19 protein-coding genes and 2 pseudogenes are annotated in these 20,982 nt (G+C 68.3%); 8 read left to right on the plus strand and 13 right to left on the minus strand.

Features of this window, described 5'->3' with window-relative positions; translation table 11 throughout:
* A partial coding sequence (locus tag FXN61_RS32210) for a DUF6541 family protein (protein ID WP_223165675.1) occupies window positions 1–1,715 on the plus strand: 1,715 nt, incomplete at its 5' end.
* Here the strand turns inward: FXN61_RS32210 and FXN61_RS32215 are convergent.
* Window positions 1,705–2,610, minus strand: coding sequence for an LLM class flavin-dependent oxidoreductase (locus tag FXN61_RS32215; RefSeq protein WP_167977751.1), 906 nt, complete (start codon window positions 2,608–2,610; stop codon window positions 1,705–1,707). The two genes, FXN61_RS32210 and FXN61_RS32215, sit on opposite strands and share 11 nt — an antisense overlap.
* 67 nt (window positions 2,611–2,677) lie before the next feature.
* On the opposite strand from FXN61_RS32215, the gene FXN61_RS32220 reads away from it, so the two are divergent.
* On the plus strand, window positions 2,678–3,481 hold the full coding sequence (locus FXN61_RS32220) for an HAD family hydrolase (protein ID WP_167977752.1): 804 nt from the start codon (window positions 2,678–2,680) through the stop codon (window positions 3,479–3,481).
* Here FXN61_RS32220 and FXN61_RS32225 read toward each other — a convergent pair.
* Entirely contained in the window at window positions 3,478–4,488 is a 1,011-nt protein-coding gene (locus FXN61_RS32225) for a lysylphosphatidylglycerol synthase transmembrane domain-containing protein (protein ID WP_167977753.1), read from the minus strand. The genes FXN61_RS32220 and FXN61_RS32225 overlap by 4 nt on opposite strands.
* Before the next feature lie 225 nt (window positions 4,489–4,713).
* Here FXN61_RS32225 and FXN61_RS32230 point away from each other — a divergent pair, with 225 nt between their 5' ends.
* The 6 genes and pseudogenes from FXN61_RS32230 to FXN61_RS32255 all read left to right on the plus strand — a co-directional run bounded on the left by FXN61_RS32230 (window position 4,714) and on the right by FXN61_RS32255 (window position 10,672).
* Window positions 4,714–5,811 (plus strand): DegT/DnrJ/EryC1/StrS family aminotransferase, encoded by a 1,098-nt coding sequence (locus FXN61_RS32230; RefSeq protein WP_167977754.1) that lies wholly within the window; start codon window positions 4,714–4,716, stop codon window positions 5,809–5,811.
* Complete coding sequence (locus tag FXN61_RS32235) at window positions 5,808–6,788, plus strand: Gfo/Idh/MocA family protein (protein ID WP_167977755.1); 981 nt, start codon at window positions 5,808–5,810, stop codon at window positions 6,786–6,788. The genes FXN61_RS32230 and FXN61_RS32235 overlap by 4 nt, the downstream gene beginning before the upstream one ends.
* A gap of 4 nt (window positions 6,789–6,792) precedes the next feature.
* On the plus strand, window positions 6,793–7,992 hold the full coding sequence (locus tag FXN61_RS32240; RefSeq protein WP_167977756.1) for a glycosyltransferase family 4 protein: 1,200 nt from the start codon (window positions 6,793–6,795) through the stop codon (window positions 7,990–7,992).
* A 1-nt stretch (window position 7,993) separates the two neighbouring features.
* Window positions 7,994–9,177: pseudogene (gene lhgD, locus FXN61_RS32245) on the plus strand (L-2-hydroxyglutarate dehydrogenase).
* Window positions 9,178–9,518: 341 nt separating this feature from the next.
* Entirely contained in the window at window positions 9,519–10,187 is a 669-nt protein-coding gene (locus FXN61_RS32250) for a C40 family peptidase (RefSeq protein ID WP_167977757.1), read from the plus strand.
* Entirely contained in the window at window positions 10,148–10,672 is a 525-nt protein-coding gene (locus tag FXN61_RS32255) for an FG-GAP repeat domain-containing protein (RefSeq protein ID WP_167977758.1), read from the plus strand. Before FXN61_RS32250 ends, FXN61_RS32255 begins: the two co-directional genes overlap by 40 nt.
* A gap of 59 nt (window positions 10,673–10,731) precedes the next feature.
* On the opposite strand, the gene FXN61_RS32260 is transcribed toward FXN61_RS32255, so the two are convergent.
* From FXN61_RS32260 to FXN61_RS32310, 11 genes and pseudogenes are all read right to left on the minus strand, one after another.
* Entirely contained in the window at window positions 10,732–11,958 is a 1,227-nt protein-coding gene (locus FXN61_RS32260) for an acyl-CoA reductase (protein WP_167977759.1), read from the minus strand.
* Entirely contained in the window at window positions 11,955–13,010 is a 1,056-nt protein-coding gene (locus FXN61_RS32265) for a LuxE/PaaK family acyltransferase (protein ID WP_167977760.1), read from the minus strand. Before FXN61_RS32265 ends, FXN61_RS32260 begins: the two co-directional genes overlap by 4 nt.
* Complete coding sequence (locus tag FXN61_RS32270) at window positions 13,007–14,380, minus strand: AMP-binding protein (RefSeq protein ID WP_167977761.1); 1,374 nt, start codon at window positions 14,378–14,380, stop codon at window positions 13,007–13,009. Before FXN61_RS32270 ends, FXN61_RS32265 begins: the two co-directional genes overlap by 4 nt.
* Window positions 14,377–15,113: pseudogene (locus tag FXN61_RS32275) on the minus strand (SDR family NAD(P)-dependent oxidoreductase). The gene FXN61_RS32270 and the pseudogene FXN61_RS32275 overlap by 4 nt, the downstream one beginning before the upstream one ends.
* On the minus strand, window positions 15,103–15,342 hold the full coding sequence (locus FXN61_RS32280; protein WP_167977762.1) for an acyl carrier protein: 240 nt from the start codon (window positions 15,340–15,342) through the stop codon (window positions 15,103–15,105). The pseudogene FXN61_RS32275 and the gene FXN61_RS32280 overlap by 11 nt, the downstream one beginning before the upstream one ends.
* Window positions 15,343–15,372: 30 nt before the next feature.
* Window positions 15,373–16,071, minus strand: a complete 699-nt coding sequence (locus FXN61_RS32285; RefSeq protein WP_167977763.1) for an acyl-ACP--UDP-N-acetylglucosamine O-acyltransferase family protein — start codon at window positions 16,069–16,071, stop codon at window positions 15,373–15,375.
* 112 nt (window positions 16,072–16,183) lie between these two features.
* The gene (locus tag FXN61_RS32290; protein ID WP_167977764.1) at window positions 16,184–17,554 is read right to left on the minus strand and encodes a hypothetical protein; all 1,371 of its coding nucleotides are present in this window, start codon (window positions 17,552–17,554) and stop codon (window positions 16,184–16,186) included.
* Between the two features lie 97 nt (window positions 17,555–17,651).
* On the minus strand, window positions 17,652–18,899 hold the full coding sequence (gene serS / locus FXN61_RS32295; RefSeq protein WP_167977765.1) for a serine--tRNA ligase: 1,248 nt from the start codon (window positions 18,897–18,899) through the stop codon (window positions 17,652–17,654).
* Window positions 18,900–18,965: 66 nt separating this feature from the next.
* Window positions 18,966–19,418 (minus strand): DUF350 domain-containing protein, encoded by a 453-nt coding sequence (locus FXN61_RS32300; RefSeq protein WP_167977766.1) that lies wholly within the window; start codon window positions 19,416–19,418, stop codon window positions 18,966–18,968.
* Window positions 19,419–19,439: 21 nt separating this feature from the next.
* Window positions 19,440–20,603, minus strand: a complete 1,164-nt coding sequence (locus FXN61_RS32305) for a glutathionylspermidine synthase family protein (RefSeq protein ID WP_167977767.1) — start codon at window positions 20,601–20,603, stop codon at window positions 19,440–19,442.
* A gap of 6 nt (window positions 20,604–20,609) precedes the next feature.
* Window positions 20,610–20,861, minus strand: coding sequence for a hypothetical protein (locus FXN61_RS32310; protein ID WP_188135716.1), 252 nt, complete (start codon window positions 20,859–20,861; stop codon window positions 20,610–20,612).
* Window positions 20,862–20,982: the final 121 nt, after the last annotated feature.

Consider the following 20,982-nt stretch of genomic DNA (forward strand, 5'->3'; position numbering starts at 1 on the left):
CTCGATGTCCTCGCTCGGCTCGGAATTCGGCGAAGCATCTCGGTACATCGGAGCCTCGCGCGAGGCTCCCCGCACCTCCCACGACTTTTCGCCGGCTCGCGGCCGCGGTCGTCGGGTTCGCCGTGCTGATGGCGGCGATGCGCTGGGACATGAACTCGATCCCGCAGGACTGGGACGCCGCCTACCACGCGAACGGCATCCGCTACATCGCCGAGACCGGCGAGGGCAGCCTGTACGCGACCGGCAAGGTCAACTGGTACGAGCTCAAGGACGGCGTCTTCTACCCGAACGCCTACCACCTGGTCGGCGCGCTCGTGTTCAAGCTGACCGGTGCCGCCGTGCCGGCGGTGCTGAACGCCAACACCGTGCTGCTCCCCGGCCTGCTCGCGCTGGCCCTGGTCGCGATGATCCGGCACTTCAACGGCCGCGCCGTCACCGCGGGGTTCACCGCGCTCGTCACCGTCGCCTGCACCAGCGCCACCTACGACAACCTGTGGCGCGGCCCGCTGCTGACGTTCACGCTGGGCATCGCCGTCATGCCGGTGCTCGCCATCGCGATGGACGCCTACCTCAAGCGCTCGGCGCTCGACACCGGTGTCTTCTTCGGCGGTGTCGCCGTCGGACTGCTCGCCATCCACTCCAGCACGCTGTTCGGCGGCATCCTGTTCGTGCTGCCGATGTTCATCCAGCGCTGGTGGGGCAACCTCAAGCTGATCTGGCGCGACGCGCTCAAGCTGATCGTGCCCGCCGTCGTGGCGGTCGTCGTGACGCTGCCGCACCTGCTCGGCGCGCTCGCGGTCGGCGGCAAGATCGCGATCGTGGACTGGCCGTCGACGTTCCCCGTGAGCCAGTCCATCGGATCGCTGCTGACGTTCCAGCACGTCATCGCGCTGCCGCAGTACTGGCTGGCGCTCGCGCTGTGGATCGGCCTGATCTTCGCCTCCCGCCTCGGCGACCTGCGCTGGCTGCTCGGTTCTGCCGCGTTCTTCGGCGGCGTGTGGGTGCTGACCGCGTCGTACTCGCAGCCCTGGGTCGCGAGGGTGACCAGCCCGTGGTGGAACGACCAGTGGCGGCTCATCGCGCTGGCCTGCGTCCCGCTGGTCGTCGTCGCGGGCCACGGCCTGGCGCAGGTCTACGACTTCGTGAAGGCGGGCGCGGCCCGCTTGTCCGCCGGACCGGCTCCCTACATCGCCGGCGGGGTCGTCGTGGCGGTGTTCGCGTTCCTCAGCCAGGGCCTGTACTTCGGCCTCAACAAGGGTCAGGTCGAGCAGGGCTACGCCAACCAGCCGGGCGCGGACCGGCACAACATGGTGGTCAGCCCGGACGAGGTGCTGGCCTTCCAGGAGCTCACCAAGCTGGTGAAGCCGGGCGAGAAGGTGCTCAACGACCGCAGGGACGGCACGGTCTGGATGTACGCGCTCGCGGGCGTGCAGCCGGTCGTCGGCCACTACGACGGTTCGGCCGAGTCGCCTTCGGTGCACGTGCTGCAGTCGGAGTTCAACGACTACGCGAGTGACAGCGCCGTGCGCGACGCGGTGAAGCACCTGAACGTCCGCTACGTGATCGTCGACACCGGCTACGTGCACGGCGGCAAGGAGCGCGTCGCCGGTCTGCGCAACCTCGACGGCAAACCGTTCGTGCAGAAGATCTACTCGAACCAGGACTCGACCATCTACAAGCTGGTCCCGGAACCGGGCGCGCCCGTCAGCCCCTGATCTCGGAGTCGGCGAGGCCGGGGAAGACGTCCCCGGCCACCTGCTCCAGCACGGTCTCGTGGCCGAAGTAGACGCCTTCGCTGCGCGGCCAGTGCACGATCAGGTCGGTGAACCCGAGCTCACGTGCCCTGCCCGCGGCGTCCTGGAACGCCTCGACGCTGGACAGCGAGTAGACCGGCGCCGAGTCGAGGTTGAGGTAGCGGTCGATGGTGCCCTTGGCCCGGTTGATCGAGGCAAGCTCCTCGTTGAACCGCCTGGTCACCTGGGCGACCCCGCGCCACCAGTCCTCGTAGCCGGGGTTCTCCAGCCTCCGCGACCCGGTGGTGATCCAACCGGTGCCGTAGCGGGCGGCGATGTTCATGGCCTTCGGCCCGTCGGCAGCCACCACGAACGGCACACGCGGCCGCTGGACGCAGCCGGGGTGCCCGCGGGCCTCCTCCGCTGCGAAGAAGTCGCCCTTCCAGGTCGTCCTGTCCCTGGTCAGCAGCAAGTCGAGCAACTCGACGAACTCACCGAACCGCTGCGTGCGCTGCTGAGCCGTGAGCTCCTGGCCGCCGATGGCGTTGGTGTCGTACGTGCCCGTGCCACCGGATCCGAGGCCCACGTTGAGCCGTCCGTCGGACAGGTCGTCGAGCGTGAGGATCTCGCGGGCGAACGGCACCGGGTGCCGGAAGACGGGTGACGCGACGAGCGTGCCGAGCCGGATCTTGGAGGTGACCGTGGCCGCGGCCGTCAGCGTGGGAACCGCGGAGAACCACGGTCCGTCGACGAGCGTCCGCCAGCCGAGGTGGTCGTAGGTCCACGCGTGGGAGAAGCCCAGCTCCTCGGCTGCGCGCCACTTCGGTTCCGCCACCCACCACCGGTACTCGGGCAGGATCACCACACCAACTCGCACCACCTGACATTAGCGACGAGATCCGCAACACGACGAATCGCTACCCGGCATCAGCGAGGATGGAATCGTGGAGAAACCAGCGCTGGTGGCATCGGACGTGGACGGCACGATTCTCGGTACGAACGAGCAGGTGAGCGAGTACACGGCACAGGTCGTGGGCAGGGTCCTCGCGGACGGAACGCCGTTCGTGCTGGTCAGCGGCCGTCCGCCGCGCTGGGTCCCGCGCATCGCGAACGCATTGGGTGCCACCGGGTACGCCGTCTGCGCGAACGGCGCGGTGCTCTACGACGTCGGCGAGGACCGCGTGATCTGGCAGCGCGGGATCAGCCCGGTGCGGCTGCACGACCTGGGCAACGCCCTGACCACGGCGATTCCGGGGTCCGCGGTGGCCGCGGAACGGGTGGGCGAGCGGGCCGCCGACATCGAGTCGTTCGTCGCGGAGGAGGAGTACCTGCACGCGTGGCCGGACGCGCACGACGTTGCCCCACGGGCAGAGGTGCTGGGGCACACCGCGGTGAAACTGCTGGTCAGACACCAGGGGATGACCAGCGGTGAGATGGCGGCCGCCGCGACAGCCGTGCTGGGTGACGAGTTCGCCATCACCTACTCGACCAACGCGGGGTTGATCGAGGTGTCCGAGCGGGACGTGACAAAGGCCACTGGGCTGGCCGACGTGGCCGCACGGCTGGGCGTGGCGGCTGACGACGTGATCGCGTTCGGGGACATGCCGAACGACATCCCGATGCTGCGGTGGGTCGGCCACGGCGTCGCCATGGCCAACGCACACCACGAGCTGCTTGAGGTGGCCGACGAGGTCACCGGCACCAACGACCAGGACGGTGTCGCCCAGGTGCTGGAGCGTTGGTTCTAGTCCTCGGCAGGAATCGGCACCGGGACGCCGCGGCGCTTCTGCACGTACACGAGGAGCGCCGCTGAACCGGCGGCCGCCAGGTCGGCGACGGTGAACATGAGGCGCGAGACCAGCGCCAGCGCGATGGCCTGGCCAGACGGCAGCACGGTCGCGATGGTGGCGGTGATGACCAGCTCACGAGCGCCGAGGCCAGAGGGCAGGAAGAACGCCAGCAGGCCCGCGGTCATCGACAGCGCCATCGCACCGGTGGACAGGATCAGCGTGTCCCAGCGCGGCGAGCCGAGCGAGTTGACCAGCAGCCACAGGTGCACGCCGTAGCAGAGGTAGATGGCGACGGCCGTGCCCAGCGCCTTGAGGATCTCGATGCCGGTGAAGCGCCGGTCGATCGGGGCCTTGCGCAGCACCTTCAGCACGAGGTTGACCGACCACGTCAGCAGCCGCGGGTGCAGGAACGGCAGACCGGCGAGCAGCAGCAGGAACAGCCACAGCAGCTGGTTCGACTCCGGACGGCCGGACAGCATCACGGGCAGTGCGGCGAGGCCGGCGATCAGCGACGCGAGGACGCCCATGCCGGTCGCGACCAGACCCGCGGTGAAGCTGCGCGCGCGGTTGACGCCCGCCTCGCGGGCGAGCTCCATGGAGAGCAGAACTGCCCAGACGGCGCCGGGGACGTACTTGCCCAGCTGACCGACGAGGTAGAACTTCGACGCGTCGGCGAAGCGGACCGGTGCGCCCAGATCGGACAGCACGATCTTCCAGACCAGCGGGCCGAGGAAGATGCCCACGAAGACCGCGACCAGCGAAAGCACGACCGACTGCCACGGCAGCGCGAGCAGCGTGGGATAGACCTCGTCCCACTGGGAGTAGAGCGACCACGTGGCGGCGCCCAGCACGGCCACGATGAGCAGTCGCTTGGCCCACGCGATGATCACTGCCTTGCGCGTCTTCGCCGGCGGCGCCGTCTGCTCGGGTTCGGCAGGGGCAGCCACGTCGGGCTTGACGGTCATCGGTTCTCCGCTTCCTGCATCGCCACCCAGCAGCGGGCCGGGCACGGCGGGCTGGGAGTCCATGAAAGTCGTTGGTCCTGCGCTGCGGATCCACAACGGACCCTGAAAAAGATCACTCCATCAGGCAGGTAGCCTGTGGTCCGCGCCTGGTCTGCACCTGGCAGTAACACCGGGGTAACTGTACCGGACGCATCCAACCGTCTCCGGAAGTGGAAAGTCTGCTGCATGATTCCGATTACCGTCGTCGACGTCCAGGACGCCGAGCCGCTCGTGCTGGAAGTGCTCCGCTCCGGTGTCATCGCACAGGGCCCGATGGTCAAGCGGTTCGAGGACGCTTTCGCCTCCGTTGCCGGTGTGCCGCACGCGGTCGCCGTCAACAACGGCACGACCGCGCTGGTCGCGTCCATCCAGGCGCTCGACCTGCAGCCTGGTGATGAGGTCATCACCACGCCGTTCACCTTCGTGGCCACGCTGAACGCGATCCTGGAGGCGGGCGCCACCGCACGGTTCGCTGACATCAGCTCCGTCGACTTCAACATCGACCCGGAGAAGGTCAGCGCGCAGGTCACGGAGCGCACCAAGGTCCTCATGCCGGTCCACCTGTACGGCCAGATGGCCGACATGGGCCGTCTCGTCCCGCTGGCGCAGCAGCACGGTCTGACGATCGTCGAGGACTCCGCGCAGGCCGTCGGCGCGACGTACGAGGGCAAGCCGGCCGGCTCGTTCGGCATCGGCTGCTTCTCGCTCTACGCGACGAAGAACATCACCACCGCCGAGGGCGGCGTCATCACGACGTCGGACGACGCGCTGGCGGACAAGCTGCGTGTCATGCGCAACCAGGGCATGCGCGCCCGCTACCAGTACGAGATGGCGGGCCACAACTACCGCCTCACGGACCTGCACGCGGCGCTGGGCATCCCGCAGCTGGAGAAGCTGCAGCAGCTCACCGACGCGCGCCGGCACAACGCCGAGGCGCTGTCCAAGGGCCTCGACGGCGTGACCGGTCTCACCGTGCCCGCCGTTCTGCCCGGCCGTGAGCACGTGTGGCACCAGTACACGATCCTGGTCGGCGACGACGCCCCGGTGACCCGCGACGAGCTCGCGGCGAAGCTCACCGAAAAGGGCATCGGCAACGGCATCTACTACCCGAAGCTGGTCTTCGACTACGACTGCTACCGGGACAACCCGCAGGTCATCGCGTCGGACGTGCCAGTCGCCAAGAAGGTCGCCGAGCAGGCTCTGTCGCTGCCCGTGCACCCGAAGCTGACCGACGCCGAGCTCGAGACCATCGTCTCGTCCGTCCGGGAGGTGTTCGGCGCGTGACCGCCCGTCCCAAGGTCGCCCTCGTCGGCGCGGGCACGATGGGCTCGCTGCACGCTCGCGTGCTGTCGCAGTCCGACCGCGTCGACTTCAAGTTCGTCGTGGAGCACAACGCCCAGACCGGTCAGGCCATCGCCGACCGCTACGGCGTGGAGTACGCGAACTCGCTGGACCCGCTGAAGGACGTCGACGCCGTCGTCATCGCGGCCGCCACCGAGGCGCACTACGACATCGCCAAGCAGGCGCTGGAGCTCGGCAAGCCGCTGCTCATCGAGAAGCCGCTCGCCGCCACCTACGCGCAGTCCGAGGAGCTCGTCAGCGAGTCGGAGAAGCGCGGCCTGCCGCTGGTCTGCGGTTTCCTCGAGCGCTTCAACCCGGCGATCCTCACCGCGCGGCAGTTCGTCGGCGAGGTCGTGCAGATCAACGCGATGCGGCACTCGCCGTTCGTGCCGCGGATCAAGACCGGTGTCGCGGGCGACCTGCTCATCCACGACGTCGACCTGGCGATCCGCTTCGTCGGCAACGCCCCGGCGGCCGTGAAGGGCTCGTTCGGCTTCTTCCACGAGGCGTCGAAGGACAACCGCGCCGAGGACTCCGCCGACGCGACCATGTCGTTCAGCAGCGGCGCGCTCGCCACGATCTCCGCGTCCAGGATCAGCCAGCGCAAGGTGCGGCAGATCTCGGTGCTGGAGATCGACCGGCTGATCGAGATCGACCTGCTGCGCCGCGACATCACGATCTACAAGCACGTCGCGGACTCGCCGGCGGCGGACGGTGTCGGCTACCAGTCGCAGACCGTCATCGAGCTGCCGACGATCCTGCAGAGCGCCGAGCCGCTGGCCGCGCAGCTGAACCACTTCCTGAACCTGCTCGAGCTGGGCGCCGGTTCGGACGAGGTCGCGGCTGAGCGCAACGCGATCCTCCCCGCGCACAAGGTCGTGCACGAGGCGACCCTGTCGGCCACCAACGGGAAGGCGTGACGCGATGCGCATCGCGATCATCAACAACTTCTTCCCGCCCCGGATGGGCGGCAGCGCCTACGTGTCGGACACGCTGGCGCGGTACTACGCGTCGCAGGGCCACGAGGTCATGGTCGTGACGGCCGCGTACGGCGGTGCGTTGCCGGTGGAGGAGCGCGACGGCATCAAGATCGTGCGCCTGCCGTCGTGGACGCTGCCGGAGACCCGCATCTCCTTCAACTTCGACATCACGTTCGCGTTGAAGTGGGGCAACCGCAAGAAGGTCTTCAAGCTGCTGGACGACTTCAAGCCGGACGTCGTCCACCAGCACGGCCAGTTCTTCGACCTGACCTGGCAGAGCGGCATGTGGGCGCGCAAGCGGAAGGTGCCGTCGCTGTTGACGCTGCACACCCGCCTGCAGAGCCCGATGAAGCCGATCCACGCGGTCTTCCGGATGCTCGACGCGTTCGTCGTCAAGCCGATCACGTCGTACAACAAGCCGACGAAGGTCGTGGCGATCGACACGATCTTCTACGAGTACATCCAGAAGCGCTACAAGCTGCCGGACGAGCGCATCGAGAAGCTGGCCGTCGGCGTCGAGCTGGACCGCTTCCACGACCTCGACCCGGTCGCTGAGCGCGCCAAGCTGCGCGAACGGTTCGACATCGGTGACGGCCCCGTCATCGCGTCGCTCGGCCACGTGATCCCGGTCCGCGACCGCATCAACCTGGTCAAGGCGCTGCCCGAGGTGCTGAAGAAGCACCCGGACACCAAGGTCATCGTCATCGGCGGCCTGTACAACTCGACGTTCCTGGACCTCGCCAAGGAACTGGGCGTCGAGCACGCGCTGATCTGCACCGGCACCCTGCCGAAGGCGGAGATCCCCGGCATCCTCGCGGGCGCCGACATGGAGATCCACGACCTGCAGGGCTTCGGCATCGGCATCGCGTCGCTGGAGGCGATGGCGGCGGGCACCCCGACCGTCATGGCCGAGCGGGCCGACTACTTCCCGAACGCCGTGATCAGCAACGGCACGGAGTCGCTGCTGACCAAGCCGGGCGACCACCGCGCCCTGTCCGAGGCGATCGTCCGCCTCATCGAGGACGACGGCGTCGCCAAGAAGATCGGTGAGGCCGGTCGTCAGTGGGTCTTCGACAACTTCGACATGCCGAAGATCTGCGAAGCCAACCTCGACATCCTGAAGAAGATCGCGGGCAAGGACTGACGTGAGTCACGTCGTCGTGATCGGCGGAGGGATCCTCGGTCTCTCCGCCGCTCGCGAGCTTCTCCTGCGTGGTCACGACGTGACCGTGCTGGAGAAGGAGGCGAGCTGGGCCGCCCACCAGACCGGGCACAACAGCAACGTCGTGCACGCCGGTCTGTACTACAAGCCCGGCTCGCTCAAGGCCCGGATGTCCGTGGCGGGCAACGCTTCCATGGTGGCCTTCGCCAAGGGGCACGGCGTTCCCGTCGACGTCTGCGGCAAGCTCGTCGTGGCCACCTCTGCCGACGAGATCCCCCGTCTCACCACTCTGGCCGAACGCGCTGCGGCGAACGGTGTTCCCGCCAGGCTGATCTCCCCCGCCGAGGCTCGCGAGTACGAGCCGGAGGTGGCCGCCGTCTCCGCCCTGCGCGTCGAGTCCACGGCGATCATCGACTTCCCCGCCGTGTGCCGGGTTCTCGTCGGCCTGCTGTCCGGTGCCGACCTCCGTCTCCGGTCCCCCGCGCTGGCCATCCGCTCCACGTCCGCGGGCGTCGAGGTGGCCACGCCGCAGGGCATCGTCCGCGCGGACGCGCTGGTGAACTGCGCGGGCCTGCAGAGCGACCGCGTCGCCCGGCTCGCCGGGCTGCGACCGAAAGCCACGATCGCTCCCGTTCCGCCGGCGAGTACTACGAGCTGCGTCCCGAACGGCGTGAGCTGGTGCGCGGCCTGATCTACCCGGTGCCGGACCCCGCGCTGCCGTTCCTGGGCGTGCACCTGACCCGCATGCTCGACGGTTCCGTGCACGCGGGCCCGAACGCGGTGCTGGCGCTGCGCCGCGAGGGCTACCGCTGGGCGGAGATCACCCCGCGCGACGTGTGGGACGTGCTGCGCTTCCCCGGTACCTGGAAGCTGGCCCGCCGGTTCGGCAGGACCGGCCTGGACGAGGTGCTGAGGTCGTTCTCCCGCAAGCGTTTCGCTGCGAGCCTGGCCCGCCTCGTGCCGGCCGTCGGCGAGGACGACATCGTGCGCGCCGAGGCGGGTGTCCGCGCCCAGGCGATGCTGCCGGACGGCTCGCTCGTCGACGACTTCCTCATCCAGTCCGCACCGCGCCAGGTGCACGTGCTGAACGCGCCTTCCCCCGCCGCGACCAGCGCGCTGGAAATCGGCAGGTACATCGCCGACGAGACCGTCGCGGCACTCGTTTAAGCACGTCAGAGGGCCTCTACAGGTCCTGTAGTTCGCCTGCAGAACCAGTGCCAGCGAACTTGCAGAAGGTTTGCAGGCTCCCCCAGCAAAGTTCGTGTTGTCAGCGAGCAACACGAACTGGGGAGAAAGAAAACGCGACTGCGACGCACCGCGACCCTGATCGCTCTGGCCACCACCGCGATGACGTTCCTGGGTACGAACGCCGGCCACGCCGCTCCGGAGACCACCACGCTCGTCACCGACGGCGGCCGCACGGCAGAGGGAGCCGAGACCGCCGCCGCGTTCACGATCCAGGCGAACGCGCCGATCACGAGATCGCAGGTGAGGACCCGTGCCTACTCGTGGCTCCAGGCCGCGTTCCCTACAGCCAGACCGCGTACTACAGCAATCAGTACGGCCGCTATCGCCAGGACTGTTCCGGCTTCACCTCGATGGCGTGGGCCCTGGACACCAGCTACACCACCGCCTCGTTGCCGAACCTGATGCACACCGTCAACCGGGCCGACCTGCAGATGGGCGACGCGCTGTGGAAGCGCAACGGCGACTCGGGCCACGTCGCGCTGTTCATGCGCTGGGCCGACGCGGGCAAGACCCAGCCGGTGGTCTGGGAGGAGTGGGACTTCGGCCAGGTCGCCGAGGAGCGCGTCTGGTCCGCCAGCTACGCGAGCACCTTCACTCCCAAGCGCTACAACAACATCGTCGAGGACGGTCCCTCACAGACCGGTTCCTCGCTCTCGGGTGACGGCAGGAGCGAGATCGTCCGCGTGCTCGACGACGGTCAGGTGAAGGCCTGGCGCAACGGCCGCGGTTTCGCGGAAATGCCTTGGGACGCCGACACGATCGTCGCCACCGGCATGACCGACCAGACCGCCCACTTCGCGGACCTCGACGGTGATGGCGACAAGGAGATCATCACGGTCCTGCCCGACGGACAAGTCAAGGCCTGGCGCAACGGCAAGGGCTGGGCGAGATGCCCTGGGACAGCGACACCATCATCGCCACCGGCATGACCAACGACAACGTCCACTTCGCCGACCTCGACGGCGACCGCGGAGCCGAGATCATCACCGTGCTGCCCGACGGTCAGGTCAAGGCCTGGCACAACGGCCGCGGCTTCGCCGAGATGCCCTGGGACGGCGACACCATCATCGCCAGCGGCATGACCAAGGACAGCGTCCACTTCGCCGACCTGGACGGTGACGGCCGCTCCGAGATCGCGACGATCCTGCCCGATGGTCAGGTCAAGGCGTGGCACAACGGCCGCGGCTTCGCCGAGATGCCCTGGGACGGCGACACGATCATCGCTTCCGGCTTCAGCAACGAGACCCTGCACCTCGCGGACCTCGACGGCGACGGCAAGGCCGAGATCGCCACGGCGCTCCCGGACGGACAGGTCAAGGCCTGGCACAACGGACGCGGCTTCGCCGAAATGCCCTGGGACGGCAATACCATCATCGCCACCGGCTTCACCAACGCCACGCTGCACCTGGTCTGACAACGGAAAAGACGAAAGCCGCACCGGGCTCCGGTGCGGCTTTCGTCGTGTGTGGACTGTCAGCTTTGGACAGTCACCAGGCGGGTGAACTCCGCGGGAAGGTCGAAGCCGTCCCAGTGGTCGGAGAACGTCAGCGCGTTGCCGAACGGCACGATGCGGTCGATGCCGCGACCAGCGAGCTCGTGCGCCAGCGCCTCCAGCTCCTCCTGGGAGAAGCCGAACACCGACAGCGTCTGGTCCTTGCGCTGCACCATGGGCACCAGTGCGGACAGCGTGGGCAGCGTGGCGAACGGGAAGGTGCCCGCGCCGAGCCACTCGCGCGGCACGTCCGCCGCGGCCGTGAGTTCCAGGGTGGCCACCGCGTTGCCGTCGAACGAGATGGACGTCGCGTGGCCGTCCGCCGCGACACCGTAGGCGGAGACCCGCTTCTGCACGGCCATCGCCGGCTCGATGACGTGGTGCTTGGCCTCGAGCACCGCGCTCAGCTCGACCCGGAACTCGGCCCGTGCCTGCTGAGCCGCCGCTTCGTCGCCCACCCAGAACAGCGCGCGCGGCGACGAGCAGGCGGCCTGGTCGAACCAGTAGGAGTCGTTGTAGAAGCCGAGGGCCACGTCGCGCTTCTGCTCCGGCGTGGCGTTCTTCCAGCCGTCGACGGAGATCAGGGCGAACGAAGCGCGGTCGGGGAACGTGACGTCGCGCGCGTGCGGCGCCAGCGGCAGCTTGCGCACCTCGTTGACCGCGCGGTCGCCACCCCAGATGACGCGCAGGTCGCACGCCGCGGACAGCGCGGCGGTCACCTTGTCGTCGCGGTCGTAGGTGACCATGACCTGGGTCTCGGCGACAGCGGGGTGCGCGTCCTTCAGCGCCTCGTTCAGCGCCTCGACGACGGCCTCCGCCGCACCGGCCGAACGCGGCGAGATCCGCACAACGTTGCTGTTCCCAGCGAGCGCCGACAACGCCCACGAGTACACGAAGATCGTGTCCACGTTGGCTGGCGGGATGTGGAAGACGAGCCCGCGGCCGAAGCGCAGCACGCCCGCCGGGGTCTCCAACTGGCGCAGCACCTTGGCGATCTCGCCGCGGCGCAGGAAGAAGCCGAGCGACGCGAGCTCGGGGTAGCGACGGGCGGTCGCCGGTGCGAGCAGCTTGCGCGCGAACGCCACCAGGAAGTTGACGATCCGCTCGTCGCCGACCTTCAGCCGGCCACCGGTGGGCTCACCCGAGATGCTCGCGAGCAGCTCGTCGACGGAGGAGACGTCAGGTCCGGCGGGGAAACGGCGCTTCATGAGGCAACAGCTCCAGAGAAGGTGTCCGAACAGCCGCGGGCCTCGGCGCGCGGGAGCCTGCCGAGCACGGAGAACCGCTTGCCCGGCCAGTCGCCGTCGTCGATGCCGTGCACCACACCGAGGTCCTCGGTCAGCAGCACGTGGCCGGGGTAGCTGCGCGGCAGCGTCGACACGACCTCGATGACACCGGGCACGCCGACGGGCTGCTCCTCCCAGGTGTCGGGGTTGCGGATGATCACGTCCGCGAAGTCCGGGCAGTACAACGAGTTTCCGGACTTGCCCTCCAGGAAGACCGTGCCGATCTGCTCGATCATCCCGTAGTAGTTGTAGATCTGGGTCAGGCCGGTGTCCTCGGCGAAGCGCCTGCGGAACTCGGCGTTGTCGACCGCGATGTCGATGAGCTTCTTCCAGCCACCGGAGTGGATCAGGATGCCGTTCGACAGGTCCAGCTCGTGCTCCCGCGCCACTTCATACAAGTACTGCCACACCATGAACGTGAAGCCGAAGATCAGGAACGGCTCGGAGCCATGCTTGGCGAGGAACTCCTTGACGGCCTCGACGTCCGGCCGGTCGTTCTCGTCCAGCGCGTACACGTGGCTGCGGCCGAACGTCGCCATGCCCAGCACGCCAGCACCGCGCGCGGAGAACGAGCGGCGGTTCTTGATGATGCCGATGGTGTCGACCATCAGCATCGGGAGCCGCTTGCCGCCGAGCACTTCCTGCAGCGTCGCGCCGAGCTGGCGGGTCTGCACCGCGGCGGCGTCCTTGTCGAGGTAGATCCGCGACGCGCCACCACCGGTCGTGCCCGACGACGTGAGGACCTTGAAGACCTCGGAGTCCGGGATGCTCTTCAGTTCGTGCGTCTTGAACATGCGCACGGGCAGCCACGGCAGGTCGTTCAGCGACGCGAACGGCTCACCGGACTTGATGCCGAGCGACGACAGAATGCGGTCGTACTGCTCGGAGTTCGCGCGGTGGTGCTCGGTCAGCTCGGTCAGCTCAGCCAGCAGCGCGGTCTCGCGCTCGGCCTGACCGCGTCCGAAGACGCTCATACCTGTGCCTCCAGTGACCGGTAGTCGATCTTGCCGCTGGGCAGCTGCGGGAAACCCTCGGCAGGACGCACGTCGAAGCCCGTGACGTGCATGTGCAGCGTCTCCGACAGCACCTTCGCGGCCTGCTTGCAGGTGTCCTTGTCCGCCCTGTCGAGGAAGACGACCACCTTGTCGCCGGCGGGCACGGCGGCGGCTGCGCCGAAGCCCTTCACGATCTGCTCCAGGTCGTCCAGGTTGACCCGGTTGCCGAACACCTTGCCGATCCGCTTCAACCGGCCGGTGATGTAGAGGAACCCGTCTTCATCGAGGTACCCGAGGTCGCCGGTGACGAGCACGCCGCCGGTCTCGTCACCGAGCGCGAGCTCGGCTTCGGACTCGGCGTAGCCCATCATCACGTTCGGACCGCGGTACACCACCTCACCGGCAACACCGGCCTCCGCGATTTCGTTCCCGTCCTCGTCACGGATCGCGAACGTGCCGCCGGGCAACGCGGGACCGGCGGAGCCGAGCTTCTCGGCGAGCCGCTCGGACGGCACGGTGGCCATCCGCGGGGCGGCCTCGGTCTGGCCGTACATCACGAACATCTGCCCGCCGACGGCGCGCATCTTGTCGTTGAACTCGCTGACGAGCTCGGTGCGGAGCTTGCCGCCCGCCTGCGTCAGCGTGCGCAGCGACGGGTACTTGGCCGGGTCGAACCGCAGCCTGCGCAGCATCTCGTAGTGGTACGGAACACCCGCGAGCGACGTGACGCCGTACCGCGTGACCGCGTCCCAGAACGGCCGTGCGACGACGCCGGAACCCTCCAGCAGCACGGTCGCGCCCTTGCGCAGGTGGCTGTTCAACACGGACATGCCGTAGCTGTAGTGCAGCGGCAGGCTGGTCGGCGCGACCTCGTCGGAGTCGATGCCGAGCACCTCGGCGATCGCGTCGGCGTTCGCGAGGATCGCCGAGCGGGACAGCCGCACGAACTTCGGGTTTCCGGTCGAGCCGCTGGTCGGCAGCATCACGGCCAGATCGGGGTGCGGGGCGACGCCGTCCGCGTCCTCACGCACCCAGTCCTGCGAATAACCGGGCGCAGGCTCGTCCTCGATGCCGAGCACGGCCGCCGGCCGGAACCGGGAGACGAGCCCGTCCAGCACCTCCCGGTCCTGCGACGGGTCGAGCAGCGCGACCGCGCGGCCGGCCTCGAACGCACCCAGGTACCGCAGCACGCTCGTCAGGTCCAGGCCGACGCGGAGGAACAGCACCCCGGACGGCAGATCGGCGAGTTCCTTCGCCACCCCGGACACGCGACCGGCCAGCTCGGCACCGCCGAGCAGCTCACCGGTCGCGGCGTCACGCAGGCGGGCCTGAGCGTGCAGCAGCGTCACAGCACCAAACCTCCGTCGATCCCGAGCACCTGGCCGGTCACGAACGACGCGTCGTCACTCGCCAGGAACCGGATCACCTTGGCCACTTCCTCCGGCGCGCGAGACGGCCGAGGGCGGTGTCCGCCTTCACCCGCTCGAGCACCTCGTCGGACTGCTCCGAGATCAGGTCGGTCTGGATCACGCCGGGCGCGACCGCGTTGACCCTGATCCCGTGGCGGCCCAGTTCCTTCGCCGCGGACTTCGCCGTCGCGACCAGCGCCGCCTTGGACGCCGCGTACACCGTCTGACCGGCGTTGCCGCGCTCGCCGACGATCGAGCCGAGCAGCACGATCGAGCCGGTCCGCTTGCGCATCATGGCCCGCGCCGCCGCCTGCACGGTGTTGATCGTGCCCGCGACGTTCGTGGTGAGCGTCTTGGTCACGTGGTCGTCGGTGAGCATGCCGATGAGGCCGCCCTCGAGGATGCCCGCGCTGGCCACGAGCACGTCGATGCGCCCGTGCTCCTTCGCGATCCCCTTGAAGACGTCCTTCACGGCGGCCGAGTCGGTGACGTCGAGCGCCACGCCGTGGACGCGTTCGCCCAGCTCGGCGGCACGTTTCTCGGTGGTCTCGCGGTCGCGGCCGGTGATGACGACGTCGCACCCGGCCTCGGCCAGCGCCGCGGCGGTGGCGAAGCCGATGCCGCGGGTGCCGCCCGTGACGACCGCTACCTTGCCCGCGAAGTCACTCGGCAACGCCGAAACCCTTCAGCATGTCGACGGCGACCTTGAAGCTGCTCATGTCGATGACCTGCTCGGTCTCGAACTGCACGTCGAACTCGTCCTCGATGGCGGCGACGAGTGCCATGTGGCCGACCGAGTCCCATTCCTCGATGTCGCGGTACTTCAGGTTCTCGACGTCAACGGAGTCGTCGAGCTGGAGGGCGTCCACGAAGACACCACGAAGACGGTCGTTGAGGGACATGCTTCTCTCGTTCTCTCGGACGGTGTTGGATCAGTGCTCGTTCGAACGCTCGGTCCACGCCTTGAGCAGCGCGGCGAGCTCCTCCGGCAGGCCTGCGGGAACCTCCGCCTCCTTGCCGGTCAGGAAACCGGTGAGCGCGGCGATCGCGTCCTCGTCGCAGCCGCGGCGCGACAGGCCGATGACGTTGACGCCGGTGGTGCGGGCGGGGTTGCCCAGGGTGATGGTGAACGCACCGACCTCCTTGCGGATGGCCGATCCGAGCCCGATCATCGCGCCCGGCCCGATCTGCGTGCCCTGGTGCACGACGGTGCCGAGGCCGATGTTGGAGCCGCTCCACACGTGGCAGTGGCCGGCGATCTGCACGGCGCTGGTGATCACGACGCTGTTGTCGATGATGCAGTCGTGGGCGACGTGCGCGCGGCCCATGAGGTAGTTGTCGCTGCCGATCCGGGTCGCGTCCTTGGCGCCCTGGTTGATCGTGACGAACTCGCGGATGCGGTTGCGGTCACCGATCACGACACCGGGGCCGTCGTTCTCGCCGTCCCAGCCGGCCAGGTGCGGCGCGCTGAGGTACTCGGCGGGCCCGCCGATGCTGACGTGCGGGCCGATGAAGTTGCCGTCGCCGATCCGGCACGGCCCGGCGATCACCGTGTACGGTCCGATCACGTTGTCGTCGCCGAGCTCGACGTCCGCGCCGATGATCGCGGTCTCGTGAATGCGGTTCGCCACCTGATCTGCCCTGCCCGTGAGTTGATGGTGTAACCCACGTCACCAGGGCGCTTCCACCCGGACGGGGCCGGTAGGCCACTCTACTTCACGGGCAGGACAGGCCCTGACCGGCTCAGGTGTTCAGCAAGCCACGTGCGGCGTCCATCACGATCCGCTCGGTCGTGCCTTCCTCTGGCGTGTCGCCGTCGGAGAACTTCAACGGGCTGGGCCACGCGTAGGAGATGGTGAAGCAGCCGAAGCCGGCGATGGTGTCGTCGTCCTCGTTCCACCCGGCCTCGTACCCGCCGTGCAGGTCGCCGCCGGAGCGCAGGGTGTCGTTGTCGGCGATGTAGCCCTCGCACTCGTTGGCGTAGCCCATCACCCACAGGTTCCCGTCGAACTCGTCCCGCAGGTTCACGTGGTAGGCGGACAACGGCTCGTGCGCGAGCGCGAGGATGCTCAGGCCGCCGAACCGCCAGCGCTGGATCGGCATCGTCATCGACGTGGGCAGCTCGCCGTCGACGATCAGCTTCAGCATCACCTCGGCGTGCCGCCAGTTCGGGTCCGACGGATTGTTCAGCGCGTCGCGCCGGGCCTCGTACTTCGCGCGCAACATGTCCTGCACGTCCTGCTCGGCGGTGTCGACCTGGAACGGCAGATCGACCTCGATCAGCGAGGTCGAGACAGGTCCCTTGACGTCGGCGAACTCGCCGCCCGCGAGAACGTCGACGACCTCCTGCCCGAGGAGCGTCCCCAGGTGGTCGGTCGTGGCGGGGACGTGCGGGTCGAGCGCCTCCTGGTCACCGCAGGCGCCCTGGAAGAACAGCGCCGGCACCCCGAGTTCGTTCTCGACGAACTCGGCCGCGACGGCCGGGAACTCGCCGTCGAACACCTCGTCCTTGCCGCGCGAGACCGGGTGGCACGCGGCACCGAACAGCACCGCGAACAAGTCTCCGTCAGTCGTGTCGACGCGCAGCACCGGCACGGTGTCCAGCACGGGGCCGTTGCCCACGCGGTTGCTGCCGATGGTGGCCGCGCCCTCGGCGTAGGACAGCGTGACGCCGGTCCGCTCGAGGTCCAGCGTGTCGCGGACCAGCTGGACCAGTGCGTCGGTGATCAGCCAGGTCGTGCCGTTGACCGCGTCGATGTCGTCCTGGTTGAGGTTCATCATGACGAACGGGCTCGGCCGGATGTCCCCGTACAGCGGACCCGAGTGCGTGTGGCTCGCGGCCAGCAGGAAGTCGTCGTTCGCGACCAGCCCCTCGTCGACGAGGGTTCCCCTGATCACCTGGTGGACGTCCCTCGGCACGCTGATGAGGTCCGCGCGCAGCAGGACCTTCGGCACGTCGTCGTCCCAGATGACCAGGCACTGCGCACGCAACCGGCGCGCGACCGCACCGTGGTTGCCGCGCGGGCCCCAGCCGTACCCGCCCATCCACAGGCTCGGGTACGGAGGGAACACCGGCGTGATGTCGTGTTCCCCGACCGCTGCTTCGAACGCCATCGCTACCCCCTCTTGCCGCACACCACTTCCCCCATGTTGGTGTGTCGTTCAATCGGAGGCGTTCGTGACCGCGCACGTACAGCTTTTTGGCGAATTTTTACCTGAGAACTTCCAGCCCGCCCATGAAAGGCCGCAGAGCCGCGGGAACGACGACGGATCCGTCTTCCTGCTGGTGGTTCTCCAGGATCGCCACGATCCACCGCGTGGTCGCCAGCGTGCCGTTGAGCGTGGCCGCGATCTGCGTCTTGCCGTTCTCGTCGCGGTAGCGCACGTTCAGCCGGCGTGCCTGGAACGTGGTGCAGTTCGACGTCGAGGTCAGCTCGCGGTACCGGCCCTGCGACGGCACCCACGCCTCGCAGTCGAACTTGCGGTACGCCGACATGCCGAGGTCACCCGTCGCCGTGTCGATGACGCGGTAGGGCACCTCGATCTTGGCGAGCATCTCCTCCTCCCACCCGAGCAGCCGGGCGTGCTCCGCCTCGGCGTCCTCAGGACGGACGTAGGAGAACATCTCGACCTTGTTGAACTGGTGCACGCGGATGATGCCGCGGGTGTCCTTGCCGTACGACCCGGCCTCGCGCCGGTAGCACGACGACCAGCCCGCGTACCGCTTCTCGCCGTCGAGGATCTCGTCGGCGTGGTACCCGGCGAGCGGCACCTCCGACGTGCCGACGAGGTACAGGTCGTCGCCGGGCAGGTGGTAGATCTCGCTCGAGTGAGCGCCCAGGAACCCGGTGCCCGCCATGATCTCCGGCCGCACCAGCGTCGGTGTGATCATGAGCTGGAAGCCGTTGGCCGTCGCCTGCTGCGCAGCCATGTTGAGCAGCGCGAGCTCCAGCTGCGCGCCGACGCCCTTGAGGAAGTAGAACCGGCTGCCGCTGACCTTGGCGCCGCGCTCCATGTCGATCGCGCCGAGCCTGGTGCCCAGGTCGAGGTGGTCGAGCGGCTCGAAGCCGAACGTCCTCGGCTCACCGACCGTCTTGACGACCACGAAGTCGTCCTCGCCGCCGACCGGTGCGTCCGGGTGCACCAGGTTCGGGATCTTGACCAGGAGCTCGTTGACCAGTTCCACGGTGGCTTGCTGCTCGGCCTCGGCGGCCTTGACCTCGGCGGCCAGGTCCTTCGCCTTGACCAGCAGAGCGGCCCTGTCGTCGCCCTTGGCCTTGCCGACCTCCTTGCCGAGCACCTTCTGCTCGGCGCGCAGGGTGTCAGCGCGGGAGATCGCGGTCCGCCTGCGCTCGTCAGCGGACAGCAGGGAGTCGACGACGCCCTCGTCCTCGCCGCGGGCGCGCTGCGAAGCGCGCACGATCTCCGGGTTCTCGCGCAACACCTTGAGGTCAATCACCCTGGAAAGGGTAGACCCCACCTGATCCGCGCTTCGCACGGAAATCAGGTGGGGCCGGACGAGCGTCTAGTAGATCGCGAACGCCACCACGAGGCCCAGAGCGACGTGCGCCGCGGCCACGACGACGGAGGCCGGCGCGAACTTGTCCGACTCGATGATCGAGCCGATGTCGAGCCTGGTCACCCACTCCAGCAACCGCACGGCCGCGACCTGCACGATGATGCCGACGACGCCGTAGATCAGCGAGGTGAGCAGGCCCTCGTCGAGCTTGCCGACGGCGCTGAGGATGGCGACGACGACGATGAAGGCCATCGAGACCAGGCCGGAGGCGGTCACGATGACGGCGTTCGGGGCGCCGTTGCGGACGAGGATCGACAGCTTGCCCGGCGTCGTCCAGTCGATCGCGTAGAAGCCGAACACCATTAGGACCAGACCGACGACGGCGTACAGCGCGATCGCGCCGATACCCCGGCCGATGGCTGAACCGAAGCCGGGGTCCAACGCGAGGTCGTACATCATGTGCTGTTCCCTTTCGGAGTCTTACTCAACAATTCGATGCGGCACGAACGCCGCGCCATCGTCGGTCACGAGACCGACCGTTTCCCGGATGCCGAGGCCTGCCGACGTGTCGCCGACGACCCAGGCGCCCAACGCGGGGCGGTAGCCGTCGAAGTCCGGAAGCGGATCGAACAGCTGGTACACGAAACCTTCTTTGCCGTACACGCCACCGGTCTGCGTTTCGTAGCCGGGAGCGACGATCTGGATGTTCGACCCCTCACGGCCGAGCAGCGGCTTGCGCACGTACTCGGTGAGCATGCCGGGGTCGTTCAGGAAGGCAGGGAGCAGGTTGGGGTGGCCGGGGTACATCTCCCACAGGATCGCGAGCAGCGCCTTGTTGGAGAGCAGCATCTTCCACAGCGGCTCCATCCACAGGGTGCCCGGCAGCGACTCGACGGCGTGGCGGCCGAACTGCTCCTCGACCACCCACTCCCACGGGTAGAGCTTGAAGACCGTGCCCATCGGGGCCTCTTCGAGGTCGACGAACCGGTTGAGCAAGGTGTCCCAGCCGACCTCCTCGATCGCGAGACCCACGGTGTTCAGGCCTGCTTCCGCGGCCGTCTCCTGCAGGCAGGCGATCGTGAGGTGGTCCTCGCCGGACGGGTCGGCGCCCGACCACGTGAAGTGCAGCTCGTTGGACGGCAGCTTGGCGCCGATCTCCGTCCATCGTGCGACCAGCTGCTCGTGCAGCGAGTTCCACTGGTCGTCGTCCGGGAAGACGTCGGTCTTCCAGTACCACTGGATGTACCCGGCCTCGAGCAGCGACGTGGGCGTGTCCGCGTTGTACTCCAGCAGCTTCGCCGGGCCCTTGCCGTCGTAGCGCAGGTCGAAGCGGCCGTAGACGTGCGGGTCGCGGCGGCGCCACGACTCGGCGATGTGCGGCCACACCCACTCGGGGATGCCGAAGTCGCGGTACCGCTCGGTGAGCACCACGTTGTCCACCGCGTCGAGGCACATGGAGTGGAGCAGCTCGACGTCGGCCTCGAGCGACAGGATGTCGCTCATCTCGAACACGTAGTGCACGGACTCGTCCCAGTACGGACGGTCAGCGCCGTTCGCGTACTTCGCGGGCAGGCCGAAGACCATGCCCTGGTCCGCGACCGTGCGCTGCCAGTTCGGCCGCGGTTGCGAGGTTTCACGACGCAACTGTGCTCAGCCTCCGCTGCTGGAGGAGCCGCTGCTGACGCCGAAGCCACCGCGCTGGACTGACGTTCCCGACTTCGTGGTGACGTTCGCACCCTTCGGGATCGTGTAGCTGCCGCCGGTCACCTTCTGGCCGACCGCGCCGGAACCGCCGTAGTTGTAGCGGTACGAGCTGCTGCCGATGTAGATGAAGCCGCCGCTGCTGTACCCGCCGTGGCTGCGGTAGTACGACTCGTCGCAGTAGTCGTCGTCGACGATCACGTTGTTCGAGTCGGTGCACTGCGCCGTACATCTACACGCTGGCGGAGCAGGCGAATCGCACCGGCGTACCGGTCGTGCGCCCTGCCTATCTGGAGCATCCTGGCAGTCCGGAGGCTTACTC

The sequence above is a fragment of the Lentzea indica genome, assembly GCF_012184385.1.
In the GTDB taxonomy this organism is placed as follows: Bacteria; Actinomycetota; Actinomycetes; order Mycobacteriales; family Pseudonocardiaceae; genus Lentzea; species Lentzea indica.

Excerpts from the sequence above, each read along its gene's own strand:
- FXN61_RS32225 (WP_167977753.1), bottom strand. The coding sequence starts at position 4,488 with ATGACCGTCAAGCCCGACGTGGCTGCCCCTGCCGAACCCGAGCAGACG.
- FXN61_RS32230 (WP_167977754.1), top strand. The coding sequence starts at position 4,714 with ATGATTCCGATTACCGTCGTCGACGTCCAGGACGCCGAGCCGCTCGTG.
- FXN61_RS32240 (WP_167977756.1), top strand. The coding sequence starts at position 6,793 with ATGCGCATCGCGATCATCAACAACTTCTTCCCGCCCCGGATGGGCGGC.
- FXN61_RS32255 (WP_167977758.1), top strand. The coding sequence starts at position 10,148 with ATGCCCTGGGACAGCGACACCATCATCGCCACCGGCATGACCAACGAC.
- FXN61_RS32260 (WP_167977759.1), bottom strand. The coding sequence starts at position 11,958 with ATGAAGCGCCGTTTCCCCGCCGGACCTGACGTCTCCTCCGTCGACGAG.
- FXN61_RS32265 (WP_167977760.1), bottom strand. The coding sequence starts at position 13,010 with ATGAGCGTCTTCGGACGCGGTCAGGCCGAGCGCGAGACCGCGCTGCTG.
- FXN61_RS32280 (WP_167977762.1), bottom strand. The coding sequence starts at position 15,342 with ATGTCCCTCAACGACCGTCTTCGTGGTGTCTTCGTGGACGCCCTCCAG.
- FXN61_RS32290 (WP_167977764.1), bottom strand. The coding sequence starts at position 17,554 with ATGGCGTTCGAAGCAGCGGTCGGGGAACACGACATCACGCCGGTGTTC.
- FXN61_RS32300 (WP_167977766.1), bottom strand. The coding sequence starts at position 19,418 with ATGATGTACGACCTCGCGTTGGACCCCGGCTTCGGTTCAGCCATCGGC.